This is a genomic window from Streptomyces sp. NPDC107454, assembly GCF_055582885.1.
Window position 1 is genome coordinate 160,355 of record NZ_JBVJPA010000004.1, and the last position, 15,412, is coordinate 175,766.

13 protein-coding genes are annotated in these 15,412 nt (G+C 70.6%); 5 read left to right on the forward strand and 8 right to left on the reverse strand.

The window, feature by feature from the left end; genetic code table 11:
• Positions 1-3 precede the first annotated feature (3 nt).
• A complete protein-coding gene (locus tag ACZ69M_RS10975; RefSeq protein WP_470048684.1) occupies positions 4-843 on the reverse strand; it encodes a DUF1206 domain-containing protein in 840 nt (279 codons plus the stop codon).
• Between the two features lie 442 nt (positions 844-1,285).
• Between ACZ69M_RS10975 and ACZ69M_RS10980 the strand changes: the two genes are divergently transcribed.
• Positions 1,286-1,834: a hypothetical protein gene (locus ACZ69M_RS10980; RefSeq protein WP_470048686.1), complete on the forward strand. Its 549-nt coding sequence runs from the start codon at positions 1,286-1,288 to the stop codon at positions 1,832-1,834.
• Complete coding sequence (locus ACZ69M_RS10985) at positions 1,831-2,229, forward strand: hypothetical protein (protein ID WP_470048688.1); 399 nt, start codon at positions 1,831-1,833, stop codon at positions 2,227-2,229. The genes ACZ69M_RS10980 and ACZ69M_RS10985 overlap by 4 nt, the downstream gene beginning before the upstream one ends.
• A 121-nt stretch (positions 2,230-2,350) precedes the next feature.
• Here the strand turns inward: ACZ69M_RS10985 and ACZ69M_RS10990 are convergent, their stop codons facing one another.
• The 7 genes from ACZ69M_RS10990 to rhaI form a co-directional block, all read right to left on the reverse strand.
• Positions 2,351-3,505: an ABC transporter ATP-binding protein gene (locus ACZ69M_RS10990; RefSeq protein WP_470048690.1), complete on the reverse strand. Its 1,155-nt coding sequence runs from the start codon at positions 3,503-3,505 to the stop codon at positions 2,351-2,353.
• Positions 3,506-3,527: 22 nt separating this feature from the next.
• Positions 3,528-4,175, reverse strand: coding sequence for a LutC/YkgG family protein (locus ACZ69M_RS10995; RefSeq protein ID WP_470048691.1), 648 nt, complete (start codon positions 4,173-4,175; stop codon positions 3,528-3,530).
• On the reverse strand, positions 4,172-5,659 hold the full coding sequence (locus ACZ69M_RS11000) for a LutB/LldF family L-lactate oxidation iron-sulfur protein (RefSeq protein WP_470048693.1): 1,488 nt from the start codon (positions 5,657-5,659) through the stop codon (positions 4,172-4,174). The genes ACZ69M_RS10995 and ACZ69M_RS11000 overlap by 4 nt, the downstream gene beginning before the upstream one ends.
• Positions 5,656-6,411 (reverse strand): (Fe-S)-binding protein, encoded by a 756-nt coding sequence (locus tag ACZ69M_RS11005; protein ID WP_470048695.1) that lies wholly within the window; start codon positions 6,409-6,411, stop codon positions 5,656-5,658. The genes ACZ69M_RS11000 and ACZ69M_RS11005 overlap by 4 nt, the downstream gene beginning before the upstream one ends.
• Positions 6,412-6,506: 95 nt before the next feature.
• Positions 6,507-7,955 (reverse strand): rhamnulokinase, encoded by a 1,449-nt coding sequence (locus tag ACZ69M_RS11010; protein ID WP_470048696.1) that lies wholly within the window; start codon positions 7,953-7,955, stop codon positions 6,507-6,509.
• Positions 7,952-9,991 (reverse strand): bifunctional aldolase/short-chain dehydrogenase, encoded by a 2,040-nt coding sequence (locus ACZ69M_RS11015; protein WP_470048698.1) that lies wholly within the window; start codon positions 9,989-9,991, stop codon positions 7,952-7,954. The genes ACZ69M_RS11010 and ACZ69M_RS11015 overlap by 4 nt, the downstream gene beginning before the upstream one ends.
• A 145-nt stretch (positions 9,992-10,136) precedes the next feature.
• On the reverse strand, positions 10,137-11,297 hold the full coding sequence (gene rhaI / locus ACZ69M_RS11020; RefSeq protein WP_470048699.1) for an L-rhamnose isomerase: 1,161 nt from the start codon (positions 11,295-11,297) through the stop codon (positions 10,137-10,139).
• A 329-nt stretch (positions 11,298-11,626) separates the two neighbouring features.
• Between rhaI and ACZ69M_RS11025 the strand changes: the two genes are divergently transcribed.
• From ACZ69M_RS11025 to ACZ69M_RS11035, 3 genes are all read left to right on the forward strand, one after another.
• A complete protein-coding gene (locus ACZ69M_RS11025; RefSeq protein WP_470048703.1) occupies positions 11,627-13,144 on the forward strand; it encodes a sugar ABC transporter ATP-binding protein in 1,518 nt (505 codons plus the stop codon).
• A 220-nt stretch (positions 13,145-13,364) separates the two neighbouring features.
• Entirely contained in the window at positions 13,365-14,405 is a 1,041-nt protein-coding gene (locus ACZ69M_RS11030) for an ABC transporter permease (protein WP_470048711.1), read from the forward strand.
• Positions 14,398-15,375, forward strand: a complete 978-nt coding sequence (locus ACZ69M_RS11035) for an ABC transporter permease (protein ID WP_470048713.1) — start codon at positions 14,398-14,400, stop codon at positions 15,373-15,375. The genes ACZ69M_RS11030 and ACZ69M_RS11035 overlap by 8 nt, the downstream gene beginning before the upstream one ends.
• The last annotated feature ends 37 nt before the right edge of the window (positions 15,376-15,412 follow it).

Genomic DNA, 15,412 nt, shown 5'->3' on the forward strand with positions numbered 1-15,412 from the left:
CCCTCAGACCCGGCGCCAGCGTGCCATCGCGAAGGAGAACAGCCCGAACAGCACGAGTCCGGCGGCGACGCACACCAGCAGCCACGGTCCCACCGGGGTGTGGGCGAACGAGCGGATCGTGTCGTCCAGCCCCTTCACCCGGTCGGGTTCGTAGTCGATCGCCGCGCGCACCGCGAAGCAGCCCGCCGCGGCGAACACCAGCCCGCGCGCCGCGCCACCGGCCACGCCGGTCACATCCACCAGCCGCCGCGTGCGCGCCGACATCTGACCGAGCTTCAGCTTCTTGTGGTACTTGCGCAACACGGCCCGTCCGCCGATCAGCAGACCCGCCACGACGATGCCGGCTCCGGCGGCTCCGACGATCCACTGTCCCGCCGGCAGATCCAGCACCTTGGCCGTCACATCCTGCGACTGCTGGTCGCTCGAACCCTTCCCGCCACTGCCCGAGCCCGCCGCGAACGACAGCACCGAGTAGGCGACGAACGCGTAGAAGGCGAAGCGCACGGCCGACAGCAGTCGCTTCCTCGCCGCCCGGCCGTCCGGACCGGCGGATCCGAAGCACGCCTCGGACAGCCGCCACAACGCCATGCCGACGAGGCCGACAGCCAGCGCCCACAGCAGCACCGCGCCGAAGGGCTGCCGCGCGATCTCCGCGACGGCGCCGTCGCGGTCCGCCTGCTTCTTCCCGTCCCCGAAGGCGATCCGCAGCGCCAGCACACCGACCAGCAGGTAGATCACGCCCCGCGCCGCCAGACCCGCCCGGGCGGCGTACTCCACCCCCGAGCCTCTCGCCGCGCGCCGAGCCTTGACGCGTCCGGTCCGTGCCGTCGCGCTTACGTTCATGTGGACCTCCCGCGGAACGGGTGCCCTCGCATCGGAGAGACACACGTGTGCGGGAGTGGCCAGATTGCGGTACTCCGATGCCGGATGAGGCCTTCCTCCCGGCCCTTGGCTCGCTACGCTTGAGAGGGATGCTTGCCACCGGGGGGTTCACATGGGCAGTGCGCGATTCCGGACTCAGAGCAACGCGGTTCAGGCCGGGGCCACGTCCCGGCCCACCACCAAGACTGAGCCGGAAGGAAGGCAGTCGACCGGTCGGGGGGCAGAGGTTGAGCGGCCTGTAAGGCAGTTGACCGGTCGGGGGCAGGAGGCTGGGCTGCCGCCGGGGCAGTTGACCGGTCGGGGGCAGGAGGCTGGGCTGCCGCCGGGGCAGTTGACCGGTCGGGGGCAGGAGGCTGGGTCGCCGCCGAGGCAGTCGACCAGCCGGGTCCGGGAGGTTCGGCGCGTGCGGGACGACTCGGGCGTGCTCCCGCTCATCGACTACGCCGACTACGACAGGTTGCTGCGCCTGGCTCGTGAGCCGAGTCCCGACCAGATCAGCCCCCTGCGTTCCGGCGAGCCGACGACTCCGTTGGTCTATGTCTTCGGCCCGATCACCGACAGCCAGGTGGCGATCGACTCCCAAGGGAATGTGACCCAGAATCGGACCGACGTACGGCCCGAGCAGTTGTACCGGGCGCACTTCCAGCCGGCGCGGCGTGCCGATCCCGTACAGGTGGTGGAAACGCTGCGGGTCGAGGCCGATCGGCTGGGGCTCGACCTCTACTCGCAGTACGTCATTCGGCAGGCCGCGGCGGTGATCAAGGTGGAGCTGGCCCGCCCCCCGATCAATGAGGAACGCGTCCGCAGGGCCGTCGATCAGATCCTCGCCTGCCTGGCTCGGCAGCTGGGCGGCGCCCCACTCACCGCCCGTCTGACAGCCCTGGCGGCTCGCCTGGACGCTGTCTTCAGTAGCGCGACGGAAGAGAACTCCGGTTCAGGAGGCGCACGTTGACGAGTCCGGGCGGTGCCCAGTTCCACGGGCCCATTCACGGCAGCCAGATCGCGATCGGCGGTCACCACGTGACCCAGCATCAGTACGTGACGGCCGACGAGGGGGCGAGCGCCCGGCTCGCCGAGGCCGTACGGTCGCTGCTCGCGGCGCTGGAGACGCTCGGCCTGGCCACCGAGGACGAGACCGCCGTGCGCCAGGACGCCGAGGCCGCCCTGGCGGAGGCCGTCCGGTCCCAGCCGGACGTGGGACGCCTGCGCGGTCTGCTGGGTCGGATCAGGGCCGTACTCGCAGCGGTGGCGGCCGGTGCGGCCACGGGGGCTGCCGCGGGCGCCGGCACCGGAGCGGCCGAGCTGGCACACACCGTACTCCTCGACCTGCAGAACGCCCTGCCCTGAGCCGTGCCGGGGCACCTCAAAGGGGCGCGGGGAACTGCGCGCCCAGCCACACCGAACCCGCAGCGTCGCACAACCCTCAAGGCAGAACAACCCGCATCCCCCGCCCCACCCAGCGGAGCGCTCACGCATCGGAGATCGAGTCGAACGACACCTGTCCCCGCCGCACCCCCCGCGCATCCGCGTCCACCGACCGCCGCAGTGCTTCGTGCAGTTTCGCCGGGGTGAGTACGCCGAGGAAGCGGGCCCCGTCCAGTACCGCGACCCAGCCCGCATCGTGCTGGAGCATCACACCGAAGGCCTGCTTCAGCGGGGCGCCCACGGGGACCCATGAGTTCATCCGGTGGGCGCGGTCGCCGACGGACCCGCCCGCCGCCAACTCGTCGACGCCCACCCACCCGTGCAGCTCGTCGTCCGTATCCAGGACGACCGCCCATCGCGCGCCCTGCGCGTGCAAGCGGGCGACCGCCGTCCCGGCGGGCTCGTCCAGGCGGGCGACGGGCGGCTGCTCCAGGTCGTCGGGCTCGATGTCGGTGACCGACAGCCGCTTCAGCCCGCGGTCGGCGCCGACGAACTCGGCGACGTAGGGGGTGGCCGGAGTGCCCAGCACGGCCCCCGGCGTGTCGAACTGCTCGATGCGGCCCTGCCCGTACACCGCGATGCGGTCGCCGAGCCGTACCGCCTCCTCGATGTCGTGCGTGACCAGCAGCACGGTCTTGCGCACGGCCTCCTGCATGCGCAGGAACTCGTCCTGCAACTGTTCCCGGATCACCGGGTCGACGGCCCCGAAGGGCTCGTCCATCAGCAGTACGGGTGGATCGGCGGCGAGCGCCCGGGCCACCCCGACCCGTTGGCGCTGGCCGCCCGACAACTGTTCCGGATAGCGCGAGCCGTACGTCTTCGGGTCCAGGCCCACCAGATCCAGCAGCTCCGCGGCGCGCGTCCGCGCCTTCGCCTTCTTCCAGCCGATGAGTGTCGGCACGGTCGCCGTGTTGTCGAGGATCGTCCGGTGCGGGAACAGGCCCACCTGCTGGATGACGTACCCGATACGCCTCCGCAGCCGCACCGGGTCGACCGTGGCGACGTCCTGGCCGTTCACGAAGATCCGGCCCGAGGTCGGTTCGATCAGCCGGTTCACCATCATCATGGTCGTCGTCTTGCCGCAGCCCGACGGGCCGACGAGCGTGACGAGTTCGCCCTCCGCGACCTCGAACGAGAGGCCGTCCACGGCCGTCGTGCCGTCCGGATAGCGCTTGGTGACCTGTTCGAACCGGATCATCCCTTCACGCTAACCGCGCACGTCACTCCCCGCTCACCAGCACCACTTCCAGGGTGCGCGGACCGTGCACCCCCTCGACCCGGTCGAGCTCGATGTCGCTGGTCGCCGACGGGCCGGAGATCCAGGTCAGCGGGCGGGTCGGAGCCAGGCGCTCCAGGGCCTGGGGCACGGAGGAGACGACCTGGTCGGGGATGCGGACGACACAGATGTGGTGATCGGGGACCAGCGTGATGCGACGGCGCCCCTGGTCCGGGCCGCCGTCCAGGACGAGGGTGCCGGTCTCGGCGATCGCGAGCGCGCACGCGGTCACGACGCTGTCGACGCGGTCCAGCTCGCCCGAGGTGTCCTCGGCCCGGTCCGGGACACGCGTCACGTCCGACGCCGACAGCCACTGCGCGTCCAGGCCCGCCGGGACGACCACCGACGTCGAACCGTGTCCGGCGAGCAGTCCGGCGATGGTGGGGGCCAGCTCGTCGGCCGCGCAGCGGTGCACCAGCGCCCGGTAGTCGGCGAGGTTCTCCGCCAGCAGATCCACCGTCTGCTCGACGCTCCGCCCCCCGTGCTCGCGCAGATACCCCCGCTCGACGGCCTGCTCGTACGGCGTGTCGTCCCGCGGTACGTCGGCGAGCGCGCGCCGCACCCGCCCCAGGATCAGATCCCTGCCGCTCACTTCGCCGCTCCCTTGTCGGTGTTCCCGCCGTGCGTACGCTGCCACCAGTCACGGAAGGGCTCCGCGGGGACCGTCGGCAGATCCCGGGTGCCGCTCCACGCCTTGCCCGGGCCGGGCAGCGAGCGCGGGTGGAAGCGGCGCGTCCGGGAGGCGAGCCGCTGGCCGGTGCGCAGGGCGCCGGGGTGGCTGAACGCCCAGCGTGCCGCCCGCATCGCCGCCCGCTCGGCGGCGTGCCCCTTGGAGGGCTTGAGCACGACCTTGTTGCCCTCCCGCGTCACCTGACCGCCCTCGGCGATCCGTTCGCGCAGGTGGACGAGGACCTCCGGGATGTCGATGGCGACCGGGCAGACCTCGTAGCAGGCGCCGCAGAGCGAGGAGGCGTACGGGAGCGAGGCGTCGATCTCGCTCGCGGTGCCCCGGAGCTGGGGGCTGAGGATCGCGCCGATCGGACCGGGGTAGACCGAGCCGTAGGCGTGGCCGCCCGCGCGCTCGTAGACCGGGCAGACGTTGAGACACGCCGAGCAGCGGATGCAGCGCAGGGCCTGGCGGCCGACCTCGTCGGCGAGCGTGTCGGTGCGGCCGTTGTCGATGAGGACCAGGTGGAAGGTCTGGGGGCCGTCCGCATCCGTGGTGCCCGTCCACATCGAGGTGTACGGGTTCATGCGCTCGGCGGTCGAGGAGCGGGGGAGGGTCTGGAGGAAGACCTCCAGGTCCTGCCAGGTCGGCACGATCTTCTCGATGCCGACGACCGAGATCAGCGTCTCGGGGAGGGTCAGGCACATCCGGCCGTTGCCCTCGGACTCCACGACCATCAGGGTGCCGGTCTCGGCGACCATGAAGTTGGCGCCGGAGATGCCGACCTTGGCGCGCAGGAACTTCTCGCGCAGGTGCAGTCGGGCGGCCTCGGCCAGTTCGGCGGGCGTGTCGGTGAGGCCTTCCGGCGCCGGGCGGCCCCACTCGCCCATCTCGCGCGCGAAGATGTCGCGGATCTCGCCGCGGTTGCGGTGGATGGCCGGGACGAGGATGTGGGAGGGCCGGTCCTTGCCCAACTGCACGATGAGCTCGGCGAGATCGGTCTCGTAGGCGTGGATGCCCTCGGCCTCCAGGGCTTCGTTGAGGCCGATCTCCTGCGTGGCCATCGACTTGACCTTGACGACCTCGCTCTCCCCGGTCATCTTCACCAGGTCGGTGACGATCCGGTTGGCCTCGTCGGCGTCGGCGGCCCAGTGCACGATGCCCCCGGCCGCGGTGACCGACTCCTCCAACTGCACGAGGTAGCGGTCGAGATGACGGAGCGTGTGGTCCTTGATCTGCTTGCCGGCTTCGCGCAGCGCGGCCCAGTCGTCGAGTTCCGCGACGGCGACCGCCCGCTTGGCGCGGATCGTGTGGGTGGCGTGGCGCAGATTGCCACGCAGGGTCGGGTTGTTGACCGCCTCGTGTGCGGCCTTCGGAAACGCCGGCATGCCGACGAACGTCCCGCTCATGCCGCCGGCTCCTCTTCCGTACTGGCCAGGATCTCCGCGATGTGCACGGGCCGCATCCGCGTCTCCAGCCGGGCCATCGTGCCGCCGATGTGCATCAGACAGGAGTTGTCGGCGGCGCACAGCACCTCCGCGCCCGTCGACTCGGCGTGGTGCACCTTGTCGGCGCCCATCGCGGCCGAGACGTCGGCGTTCTTGACGGCGAACGTCCCGCCGAAGCCGCAGCATTCGTCCGCGCCCGGCAACTCGCGCAGTTCGAGCCCCTTGACGGCCTGGAGGAGACGGCGCGGCCGGTCGCCGAGCCCGAGACTGCGCAGCCCGTGACAGGTGGGGTGGTAGGTGACGGTGTGCGGGTAGTACGCGCCGACGTCCGTCACGCCGAGCACATCCACCAGGAACTCGGTGAGCTCGTACGTCTTCGGCACGACAGGGGCGAGGGTGGCCGCGAGCGTGTCCCCGCGGCCCTCCGCCCGCGCCCGCTCACCCATCCGCGGATACAGCTCCCGCACCATCGCGCCGCACGACCCGGAGGGCGTCACGATCGCCTCGTACTCACCGAAGACATCGGAGAAATGCCGGGCCAGTGGCTCGGCCTCATGCCGGTACCCGGTGTTGTAGTGGGCCTGCCCGCAGCAGGTCTGCGCCATCGGGAAGTCGACCTCGACGCCCAGCCTGGTCAGCAGTTTCACCACAGCGCGGCCGGTGTCCGGATAGAGCGTGTCGTTGACACAGGTCAGGAACAGGGCGACACGCATCGCAGCTCCTTGGGATCGATCATCGGATGAGTGCAGAGTACGCGGAGGGCGAGCGGCAGGGGAGCCCCCGCTCATGGACAGCGGCGAGTCGCCGTTCACGGACGGGTGAGCCGGTCCTCCGCGGCGCGCCAGGCAGCCGCGTCGCCCCGGGGCTCGTACCGCCGCAACGGCTGCGTACGGGCGAGGAGCCGCCGCATCGACGTGCGGTCGCCGACCAGACCGTGTGCGCGGGCCTGGACGAGGACGTTGCCGAGCGCGGCGGCCTCCGCCGGGCCGGCCACGACCGGTAGTCCGCAGGCGTCGGCCGTCAGTTGGCACAGGAGCTCGTTGCGGGTGCCGCCGCCGACGACGTGGACGACGTCGACCGGGTGGTCGGCGAGAGCCTCGGCCTCCCGGATCGCCCTGCGGTGGGCGAGCGCGAGGGAGTCGAGGATGCAGCGGGTGATCTCGGCGCGCGACTCGGGCACGGGCTGTCCCGACTCCCGGCAGGCGTCGGTGATCCGGTCCGGCATCCGGCCGGGGGCCAGGAAGGCGGCGTCGCCCGCGTCCACCACCGACCGCAGCGCGGGCACCTCGGCGGCGGTCCGCAGCAGCTCACCCAGATCGGGCTGCCCCCATTCCCGTACACACTCCTGGAGCAGCCACAGACCCATGATGTTCCGCAGATAGCGGACCGTGCCGTCCAGGCCCAGTTCATTGGTGAAGTTGGCCGCGCGGCTAGCCTCGGTGAGGACCGGCCGCTCCAGCTCCAGGCCCGCGAGGGACCAGGTGCCGGTGCAGATGTACGCGAACCGTTCGCCCGCCGCCGGGACGGCGGTGACCGCGGACGCGGTGTCGTGCGAGCCGACGGTCGTCACCGGGACCGGGCCTCTCAGCCCGGTCTCCTCCAGGACCCGCGGGAGCAGCAGACCGGCCGGGTCGCCCGGCTGCCGCAGCGGCGCGAACAGCCTGAGGTCGATGCCGAGCCGGTCCGCGAGGTCGTGGGACCAGTCACGGGTGCGCGGGTCGATCAGCTGGGTGGTCGAGGCGTTGGTGATCTCCGTGCCCGCCTCGCCCGTGAGCCAGTACGCCAGCAGGTCGGGAACGAGCAACAGCCGATCGGCGGCGGCGAGTTGCGCCGTCGAGCGGGCCGCCGTGAGTTGGTACAGGGTGTTGAAGGGCGCGTACTGGAGCCCGGTCGCCGCGTACAGCTCGGCGGCGGGCACGGTGGCCCACACCTTCTCCGCGACCCCCTCGGTGCGGGCGTCGCGGTAGTGCACCGGGTTGCCGAGCAGCGCGCCGTCGGCGTCCAGCAGCCCGTAGTCCACGGCCCAGCTGTCGATGCCGACGGAGTCGACCTGCCCGGCCGCCCGCAGTCCGTCGAGCACCCCCGCGTACAGCGAGAGGATGTCCCACCGCAGCCCCTCGGGGACCCGCACCGGCCGGTTCGGGAAGCGGTGCGCCTCCGTCAGCTCCAGCGTCTCGGGGCCGACGCGGCCGACCATGACGCGCCCGCTGGACGCGCCGAGGTCGGCCGCGGCGAAGCTCTTCACGTGCTCGCTCATCGCAGGAAGGCCGCCGCGACACCCGCGTCGACCGGGACGTGCAGACCGGTGGTGTGGGTCAGATCTCCAGCCGTCAGGGCGAACACGGCGTTCGCCACGTGCTCGGGCAGCACCTCGCGCTTGAGGATGGTCCGCTGGGCGTAGAACTCGCCGAGCTTCTCCTCCTCGATGCCGTACGTCGCCGCGCGCTGTGCGCCCCAGCCGCCCGCGAAGATGCCCGAGCCGCGCACGACCCCGTCGGGGTTGATGCCGTTCACCCGGATGCCGTGTTCGCCCAACTCGGCGGCAAGGAGTCGTACTTGATGCGCCTGGTCGGCCTTGGTGGCGGAGTAGGCGATGTTGTTCGGACCGGCGAAGACCGAGTTCTTGGACGCGATGTAGACGATGTCCCCGCCCAGCTTCTGCTGGATCATCACCCGCGCCGCCTCCCTCGACACCAGGAAGGAGCCACGGGCCATGATGTCGTGCTGGAGGTCCCAGTCCTTCGCGGTGGTCTCGAGCAGCGGCTTGGAGATGGAGATACCGGCGTTGTTCACCACCAGGTCGACGCCGCCGAAGGCGAGCACCGCCGCCTTGAAGGCTTCGGCGATCTGTTCCTCGGAGGTCACGTCGACGGTGACGGCGACGGCCTTGTCGGGCCCGCCCAGCGAGGAGGCGACCTCGGCGGCGTTCTCCGCGTCGAGATCGGCGATCACCACGCACGCGCCCTCGGCGACGAGCCGCTCGGCGATCGCCTTGCCGATCCCGCTGCCCGCCCCCGTCACCAGCGCCACCCGGGTGGCGAGCGGCTTCGGCTTCGGCATCCGCTGGAGCTTGGCCTCCTCGAGCGCCCAGTACTCGATGCGGAACTTCTCCGACTCCTCGATCGGCGCGTACGCCGAGACCGCCTCGGCGCCCCGCATCACGTTGATCGCGTTGACGTAGAACTCGCCGGCCACACGCGCGGTCTGCTTGTCCTTGCCGAAGGAGAACATGCCGACACCGGGGATCAGCACGATCGCCGGGTCCGCGCCGCGCATCGCGGGGGAGTCCGCGCCGGCGTGCCGCTGGTAGTAGGCCGCGTACTCCTCGCGGTACTCGCCGTGCAGCTCCTTCAGCCGGGCGATCGCCGCGTCCAGTTCCACGGTCGGCGGCAGATCGAGGACGAGCGGCCTGACCTTGGTGCGCAGGAAGTGGTCGGGGCAGGAGGTGCCGAGCGCGGCGAGGCGCGGGTGCTCGGCGCTCGCCAGGAAGTCGAGGACGACGTCGGAGTCGGTGAAGTGGCCGACCTGCGGCTTGTCCTGCGAGGCGAGGGCACGGACGTACGGCGCCAGCGCCGCGGCCCGCTCCCGGCGCCGGGACGCCTCCAGGGCCGTGTACCCCTCGACGACGGGCCCGAAGGGCTCCGCCTTGCCACGCTCGACGAGGAACGCCTCGGCGGTGCGGATGATGTGCAGTGAGTTCCGCTCGCACTCGTCCGCCGTGTCGCCCCACGCCGTGATGCCGTGCCCGCCCAGGACGCAGCCGATCGCCCGCGGGTTGGCCTCCTTGACCGCCGCGATGTCCAGACCCAGCTGGAAGCCGGGCCGGCGCCACGGCACCCACACCACACGGTCGCCGAAACACTCGGCGGTCAGCTTCTCGCCGTCCGCCGCGCACGCCAGCGCGATCCCGGAGTCGGGGTGCAGATGGTCGACATGGGCCGCGTCCACCAGCCCGTGCATCGCCGTGTCGATGGACGGGGCCGCGCCGCCCTTGCCGTGCAGGCAGTAGTCGAACGCGGCGACCATCTCGTCCTCGCGCTCCACCCCCGGGTAGACCTCTGTCATCGCCCGCAGCCGGTCGAGCCGCAGCACGGCGAGCCCCGACTCGGTCAGGGTGCCGAGATCCCCACCCGACCCCTTCACCCACATCAGCTCGACATCACCGCCGGTCACAGGGTCGGTGTCGGTGCCCTTCGCGGAGGCGTTGCCGCCCGCGTAGTTGGTATTGCGAGGATCGGCACCGAGCCGGTGCGAGCGGGCCAACAGAGCGGCGGCTTCGGGATGGGATGCCATGTTCCTGGTCCTTAGAGAAAAGAAGAGTGAAGAGAGCTGACAAACCTGTGCTGAAGTGCCCCGAAGGGGCGCGGGGAACTGCGCGACCAGCCCTGTGCGGCCCGCAGCCTGCGGCCGACCTCACCCGGCAGACGCAACGCAGTGCTCACGCCCCCCACCCCGCCTGCTGCCCGCCCACCCGCTCCGCCGCGATCTTCTCCGCCCACCCGGACCGCCGGTATGCGGCGATGGGGTCGGAGTCCAGCCCCAGCTCCTCGCGCATCTCACCCAGCAACGGCCGGACATCGGTGTTGTACGCGTCCATGATCACCGCGTTGGCCGCGAGCACATCCCCGGTACGCTGCGCGTCGGCCAGCGCCGCGCCGTCCACGAGCAGCGCCTTCGCCGTCGCCTCCTGCACGTTCATCACGGAACGAATGATCGCCGGGATCTTCGCCTCGATGTTGTGGCACTGGTCGAGCATGAAGGCGACGTCCGGCGTGAAGCCACCGCCGCGGATCACCTCGTACATGATCCGGAACAGCTGGAAGGGATCGGCCGCACCGACCATCAGGTCGTCGTCGGCGTAGAACCGGGAGTTGAAGTCGAACGCGCCGAGCTTCCCCTCGCGCAGCAGCGTCGCGACGATGAACTCGATGTTGGTGCCGGGCGCGTGGTGCCCGGTGTCGACGACGACCTGAGCCTTCGGGCCGAGCTTGAGGCAGTGCGCGTACGCCGTGCCCCAGTCCGGGACGTCCGTCATGTAGAAGGCGGGCTCGAAGAACTTGTACTCCAGCAGCATCCGCTGGTCGTCCCCGAGTCGCCCGTAGACCTGGGCCAGGCCCTCGGCCAGCCGGTCCTGGCGCTCACGGATGTCGTCCTGACCGGGATAGTTCGTACCGTCGGCGAACCAGAGCTTCAGGTCCTTCGAACCCGTCGCGTCCATGATGTCCACGCACTCGAGCAGGTGATCGAGGGCCTTCCGGCGGACGGCGGCGTCCGGGTGACAGATCGAGCCGAGCCGGTAGTCGTCGTCCTGGAAGGTGTTGGAGTTGATCGCGCCCAGCTTCAGGCCGCGCTCCTGCGCGTACTTCGCCAGCGCCCCGTAATCGTCGACCTTGTCCCAGGGGATGTGCAGCGCGACGGTCGGCGCGGCCCCCGTGAAGGCGTGCACCTGGGCGGCGTCGTCCAGTTTCTCGCGCGGATTGCGCGGGACTCCGGGCTGCGCGAACACCTTGAAGCGGGTTCCCGAGTTCCCGTACGCCCACGAGGGCGTCTCTACTGCCTGGGTCTTGAGGGCGGTCTTCACCGCGGCAAGCTCGGTCACTTCGGGGCTCCTGTGACTTCGGGTGTGGCTTCGGTTTCGAACGACTTGTGGAGTCGGGTCCGAACTGCACTTCTGCCTGATCGGAACAGCTCTTCCGCCTGAAACGATCTGAAACGATTCAGAAGGCCGAAGCTATGAGCCGTCCGAAGGCGTGTCAAGCCCCTGGGTGAAGACCGTCGTCCGTGACTCGGTTGTGACCATCGGCTATCGAAAATTTCGACCCGGACCCATTGACGTGACCTGGGCTACCTGCCTAACGTCCCGGCAACCTAGTTGAAACCTTTCACGACGTCGTGAGGCCTCGCCGCCCGCGTCGTTGAGGAGCTCACATGACCCACCGGTCCGACGCGGGTCCGGCCCCCGTACTGGCGCTGGAGGACATTTCCAAGTCCTTCGGCGCGGTACGCGCCCTGCGGGACGTGTCCCTGGAACTGTTCCCCGGCGAGGTGCACGCTCTCGCCGGTGAGAACGGCGCGGGCAAGTCGACCCTCATCAAGACGCTCGCCGGCGTGCACCGACCGGACGCCGGTCGGGTGCTGCTGGACGGTGAGCCCACCGTCTTCCACGGTCCCGCCGACGCCCGCGACGCGGGCATCGCGGTGATCTATCAGGAGCCCACCCTCTTCCCCGACCTGTCGATCGCGGAGAACATCTTCATGGGCCGCCAGCCCCGGCGCGCCCTCGGCCGTATCGACCACAAGGCCACCCATGAGGCGACCGCCGCCCTGATGAAGCGACTCGGTGTCGAACTCGACCCCGACCGCCCGGCGCGCGGACTGTCCATCGCCGACCAGCAGATCGTCGAGATCGCCAAGGCGCTCTCCTTCGACGCCCGCGTCCTGATCATGGACGAGCCGACCGCCGCCCTGACCGGCAGCGAGGTGGCCCGTCTCTTCGGTGTCGTGCGCACCCTGCGCGAACAGGGTTCGGCGGTGCTGTTCATCTCGCACCGCCTGGAGGAGATCTTCCAGATCTGCCAACGGGTCACGACCCTGCGCGACGGCGCCCGGATCTCCAGCGAGCTCCTCGACGGTATGACCGAGGACGACCTCGTACGCCGGATGGTCGGCCGCGACCTCGACGAGCTCTACCCCAAGCAGGACGTCGAGGCGGGCGAAGTCGCCCTGAGCGTGCGCCGGCTGACCCGCGAGGGCGTCTTCACCGACGTCTCCTTCGACGTGCGGCGCGGCGAGATCGTCGGTCTCGCCGGACTCGTCGGCGCCGGGCGTACGGAGGTCGCCCGGGCCGTCTTCGGCGTCGACCGCTGGGACGCCGGAGAGGTCGAGATCGACGGGAAGGCACTGACGAACGGCGCGCCCTCCATGGCCATGGCCGCGGGGCTCGCCCTCGTCCCCGAGGACCGGCGCGCCCAGGGCCTGGTGATGGACATGTCCATCGAGCGCAACATCGGGCTCACCGGGCTGCGGACGACCGTGAAGGCGGGTTTGGTGGACCGCGGCGCCGAGCGCAGCCGCTCCCTCGACTGGGCGGTCAAGCTCCAGGTGAAGTACGCCCGGATCGCCGACACGGTCAACACGCTCTCCGGCGGCAACCAGCAGAAGGTCGTCCTCGCCAAGTGGCTCGCCACCGGCCCCAAGGTGCTGATCGTCGACGAGCCCACCCGGGGCATCGACGTGGGCACGAAGGCCGAAGTGCACCGGCTGCTCTCCGAGTTGGCCGCCGACGGGGTGGCCGTCCTGATGATCTCCTCCGACCTGCCGGAGATCCTCGGCATGGCCGACCGGGTGCTGGTGATGCACGAGGGCCGGCTCACCGCCGAGATACCCCGCTCCGAAGCCACCGAGGAGACCGTGATGGCCGCCGCGACGGGGAGGGTTGCCGCGTGACAGCCACCAGGCGCGCCACCCTCGACGCAGCACCGGCAGCGGTCGGGGCGGGCCGTCGGTTCGCCCCCGAGAACGCTGAGCGGGCCGTCGATAGGGAGTCCGGAGCCATCGGCCCGGCCGCCGGGCCGCAGATGAACACGATGCCCGCACCTCTGCGCCGCGCGGGCGGAGACGGGGGTGCCCCCGGACGGAGTCCGGGGGAGAACGAAAGGAGGACGGCATGACGGTGACCGCACCCAATCCCGCGCCCGCCGCCGAGGTGCCCAAGTCGAGTGGTACCCGGCTGGTGGACCGTGTCTTCAAGATGCGTGAACTCGCCATCCTGGTCGTCTTCCTGGTGATGATCGCCATCACCCAGATGGGCAACAGCGAGTTCCTGTCCGAACAGGGCATCAAGGACCTGCTGTTGAACGCGACGATCCTGGTACTGGTCGCCACCGGTCAGTCGCTGGTCGTGATCACCCGGAACGTCGACCTGTCGGTCGGCTCCACCCTCGGCATCAGCGCCTTCGCCGCCGGCACCTATCTGCACGGCGGCGGAAACCCCGTCGTCGCGGTCGTCCTGGCCGTCCTGCTCGGCATCGGCTGCGGACTGGTCAACGGGCTGCTGGTCAGCCTCGGCCAGGTGCCCGCGCTGGTCGTCACCCTGGGCACGCTCTACATCATCCGCGGCGTCGACTCCATCTGGGTCGGCTCCCGCCAGATCACCGCGGCCGACCTCCCCGGCGGCTTCGTCGACTTCGGCTCCGGCGGCATCTCCGCGGTCCCGTACCTCGCCCTGATCGCACTGGCGGTCCTGCTGGTCACCGCGTACTACCTCAAGCACTTCGGCAGTGGCCGTGAGCTGTACGCGCTGGGCTCCAACCCGGAGGCCGCCCGGCTCGCCGGCATCCCCGTCCGCAAGCGGATCCTCACCGCGTACGTCGTGTGCGGCGGCCTCGCCGGACTCGCGGGCGCGATGTATCTGGCCCGGTTCGGCAACGTCGACTCGGGTACCAGCACCGGCTACGAACTCACCGTCGTCAGCGCGGTCGTGGTCGGCGGTGTCGTCTTCACCGGCGGCTCCGGCAGCGTCTACGGTGCCGCGCTCGGCGCGCTGCTGCTGACCTCCATCAACAGTGTGCTGCCCGCCCTCGGCGTCAGCTCCGTCTGGGTGCTCGCCATCAACGGCATCCTGCTCATCCTCGCCATCGCGGTCGACCGGATCGTCGCGCTGCGCGTGGCCTCCGCACTGAAGAAGAGGAACGCCCGCCATGGCTGACTCGTCCCTCGCGCGCGCCGTCCGCTGGGACACGGTCGTCGGCGCCCTCCTCATCGTCCTGCTGCTGTTCTCGTTCGGCTTCGTCGACGGCTTCGGCAACGCGCTCAACCTGTCGTTCCTGATCGGCAACACCCTGCCCATCGCGCTGATCGCGCTGCCGATGACCCTGCTGGTGGTGGCCGGGGAGATCGACCTCTCGGTCGCCTCCACGGCCGGCCTGTCCGGCTCGGTGATGGGCGCCCTGTGGAACCAGGGCATGGCGATCGAGACGATCATCCCGATCTGCCTGCTCCTCGGATTGGTGTGCGGACTGGTCAACGGCCTGCTGGTGACCCGGCTCGGGCTGCCCTCCCTCGCCGTCACGATCGGTACCCTCGCCGCCTACCGGGGCATCGCACAGATCGTGCTCGGCTCGGACGCGGTCACCGACTTCCCCACCCAGTACCAGGACTTCGCGGCCGGACGCATCGGGAACACCTTCATCCCGCAGGCCTTCCTGCCCTTCCTCGTCCTCCTGGCGATCGCGGTGGTGGTCCTGCACGCCACCCCGTTCGGGCGCTCGGCCTTCGCGGTCGGCGCCAACGAGGAGGCCGCCCGGTTCGCCGGCATCCGCGTCAAGCGGCAGAAGCTGATCCTCTTCGTCGCCACCGGCTTCATGGCCTCACTCACCGGCATCTTCTGGGCCCTGCACTACGCCAGTGCCCGTTACGACAACGCCAACGGCCTCGAACTCTCCGTCGTCGCCGCCGTCCTGCTCGGCGGCATCGACTTCGACGGCGGCAAGGGCACGCTGGGCGGCGCGATCGCGGGAGTCTTCCTGCTCGGCGCGCTGCAGAACGTGATGAGCCTGTTGAACGTCTCCGCGCAGTCGCAGATCGTCGTCACCGGCGTTCTGCTCGTCATCTCCGTGCTCGGCCCCCGGGTCGCCCGGCAGATCTCCGTAGCGAGGGCGGCACGCACCGCTGCATAGACCGTTCGAGAACCGCGGACCATCCGTGGCCGCTCGC

Bases quoted from the DNA above. Each gene is read 5' to 3' on its own strand.
- ACZ69M_RS10975 (WP_470048684.1), bottom strand. From the start codon at position 843: ATGAACGTAAGCGCGACGGCACGGACCGGACGCGTCAAGGCTCGGCGC.
- ACZ69M_RS10990 (WP_470048690.1), bottom strand. From the start codon at position 3,505: ATGATCCGGTTCGAACAGGTCACCAAGCGCTATCCGGACGGCACGACG.
- ACZ69M_RS11000 (WP_470048693.1), bottom strand. From the start codon at position 5,659: ATGAGCGGGACGTTCGTCGGCATGCCGGCGTTTCCGAAGGCCGCACAC.
- ACZ69M_RS11005 (WP_470048695.1), bottom strand. From the start codon at position 6,411: ATGCGTGTCGCCCTGTTCCTGACCTGTGTCAACGACACGCTCTATCCG.
- ACZ69M_RS11010 (WP_470048696.1), bottom strand. From the start codon at position 7,955: ATGAGCGAGCACGTGAAGAGCTTCGCCGCGGCCGACCTCGGCGCGTCC.
- ACZ69M_RS11015 (WP_470048698.1), bottom strand. From the start codon at position 9,991: ATGGCATCCCATCCCGAAGCCGCCGCTCTGTTGGCCCGCTCGCACCGG.
- ACZ69M_RS11025 (WP_470048703.1), top strand. From the start codon at position 11,627: ATGACCCACCGGTCCGACGCGGGTCCGGCCCCCGTACTGGCGCTGGAG.
- ACZ69M_RS11030 (WP_470048711.1), top strand. From the start codon at position 13,365: ATGACGGTGACCGCACCCAATCCCGCGCCCGCCGCCGAGGTGCCCAAG.
- ACZ69M_RS11035 (WP_470048713.1), top strand. From the start codon at position 14,398: ATGGCTGACTCGTCCCTCGCGCGCGCCGTCCGCTGGGACACGGTCGTC.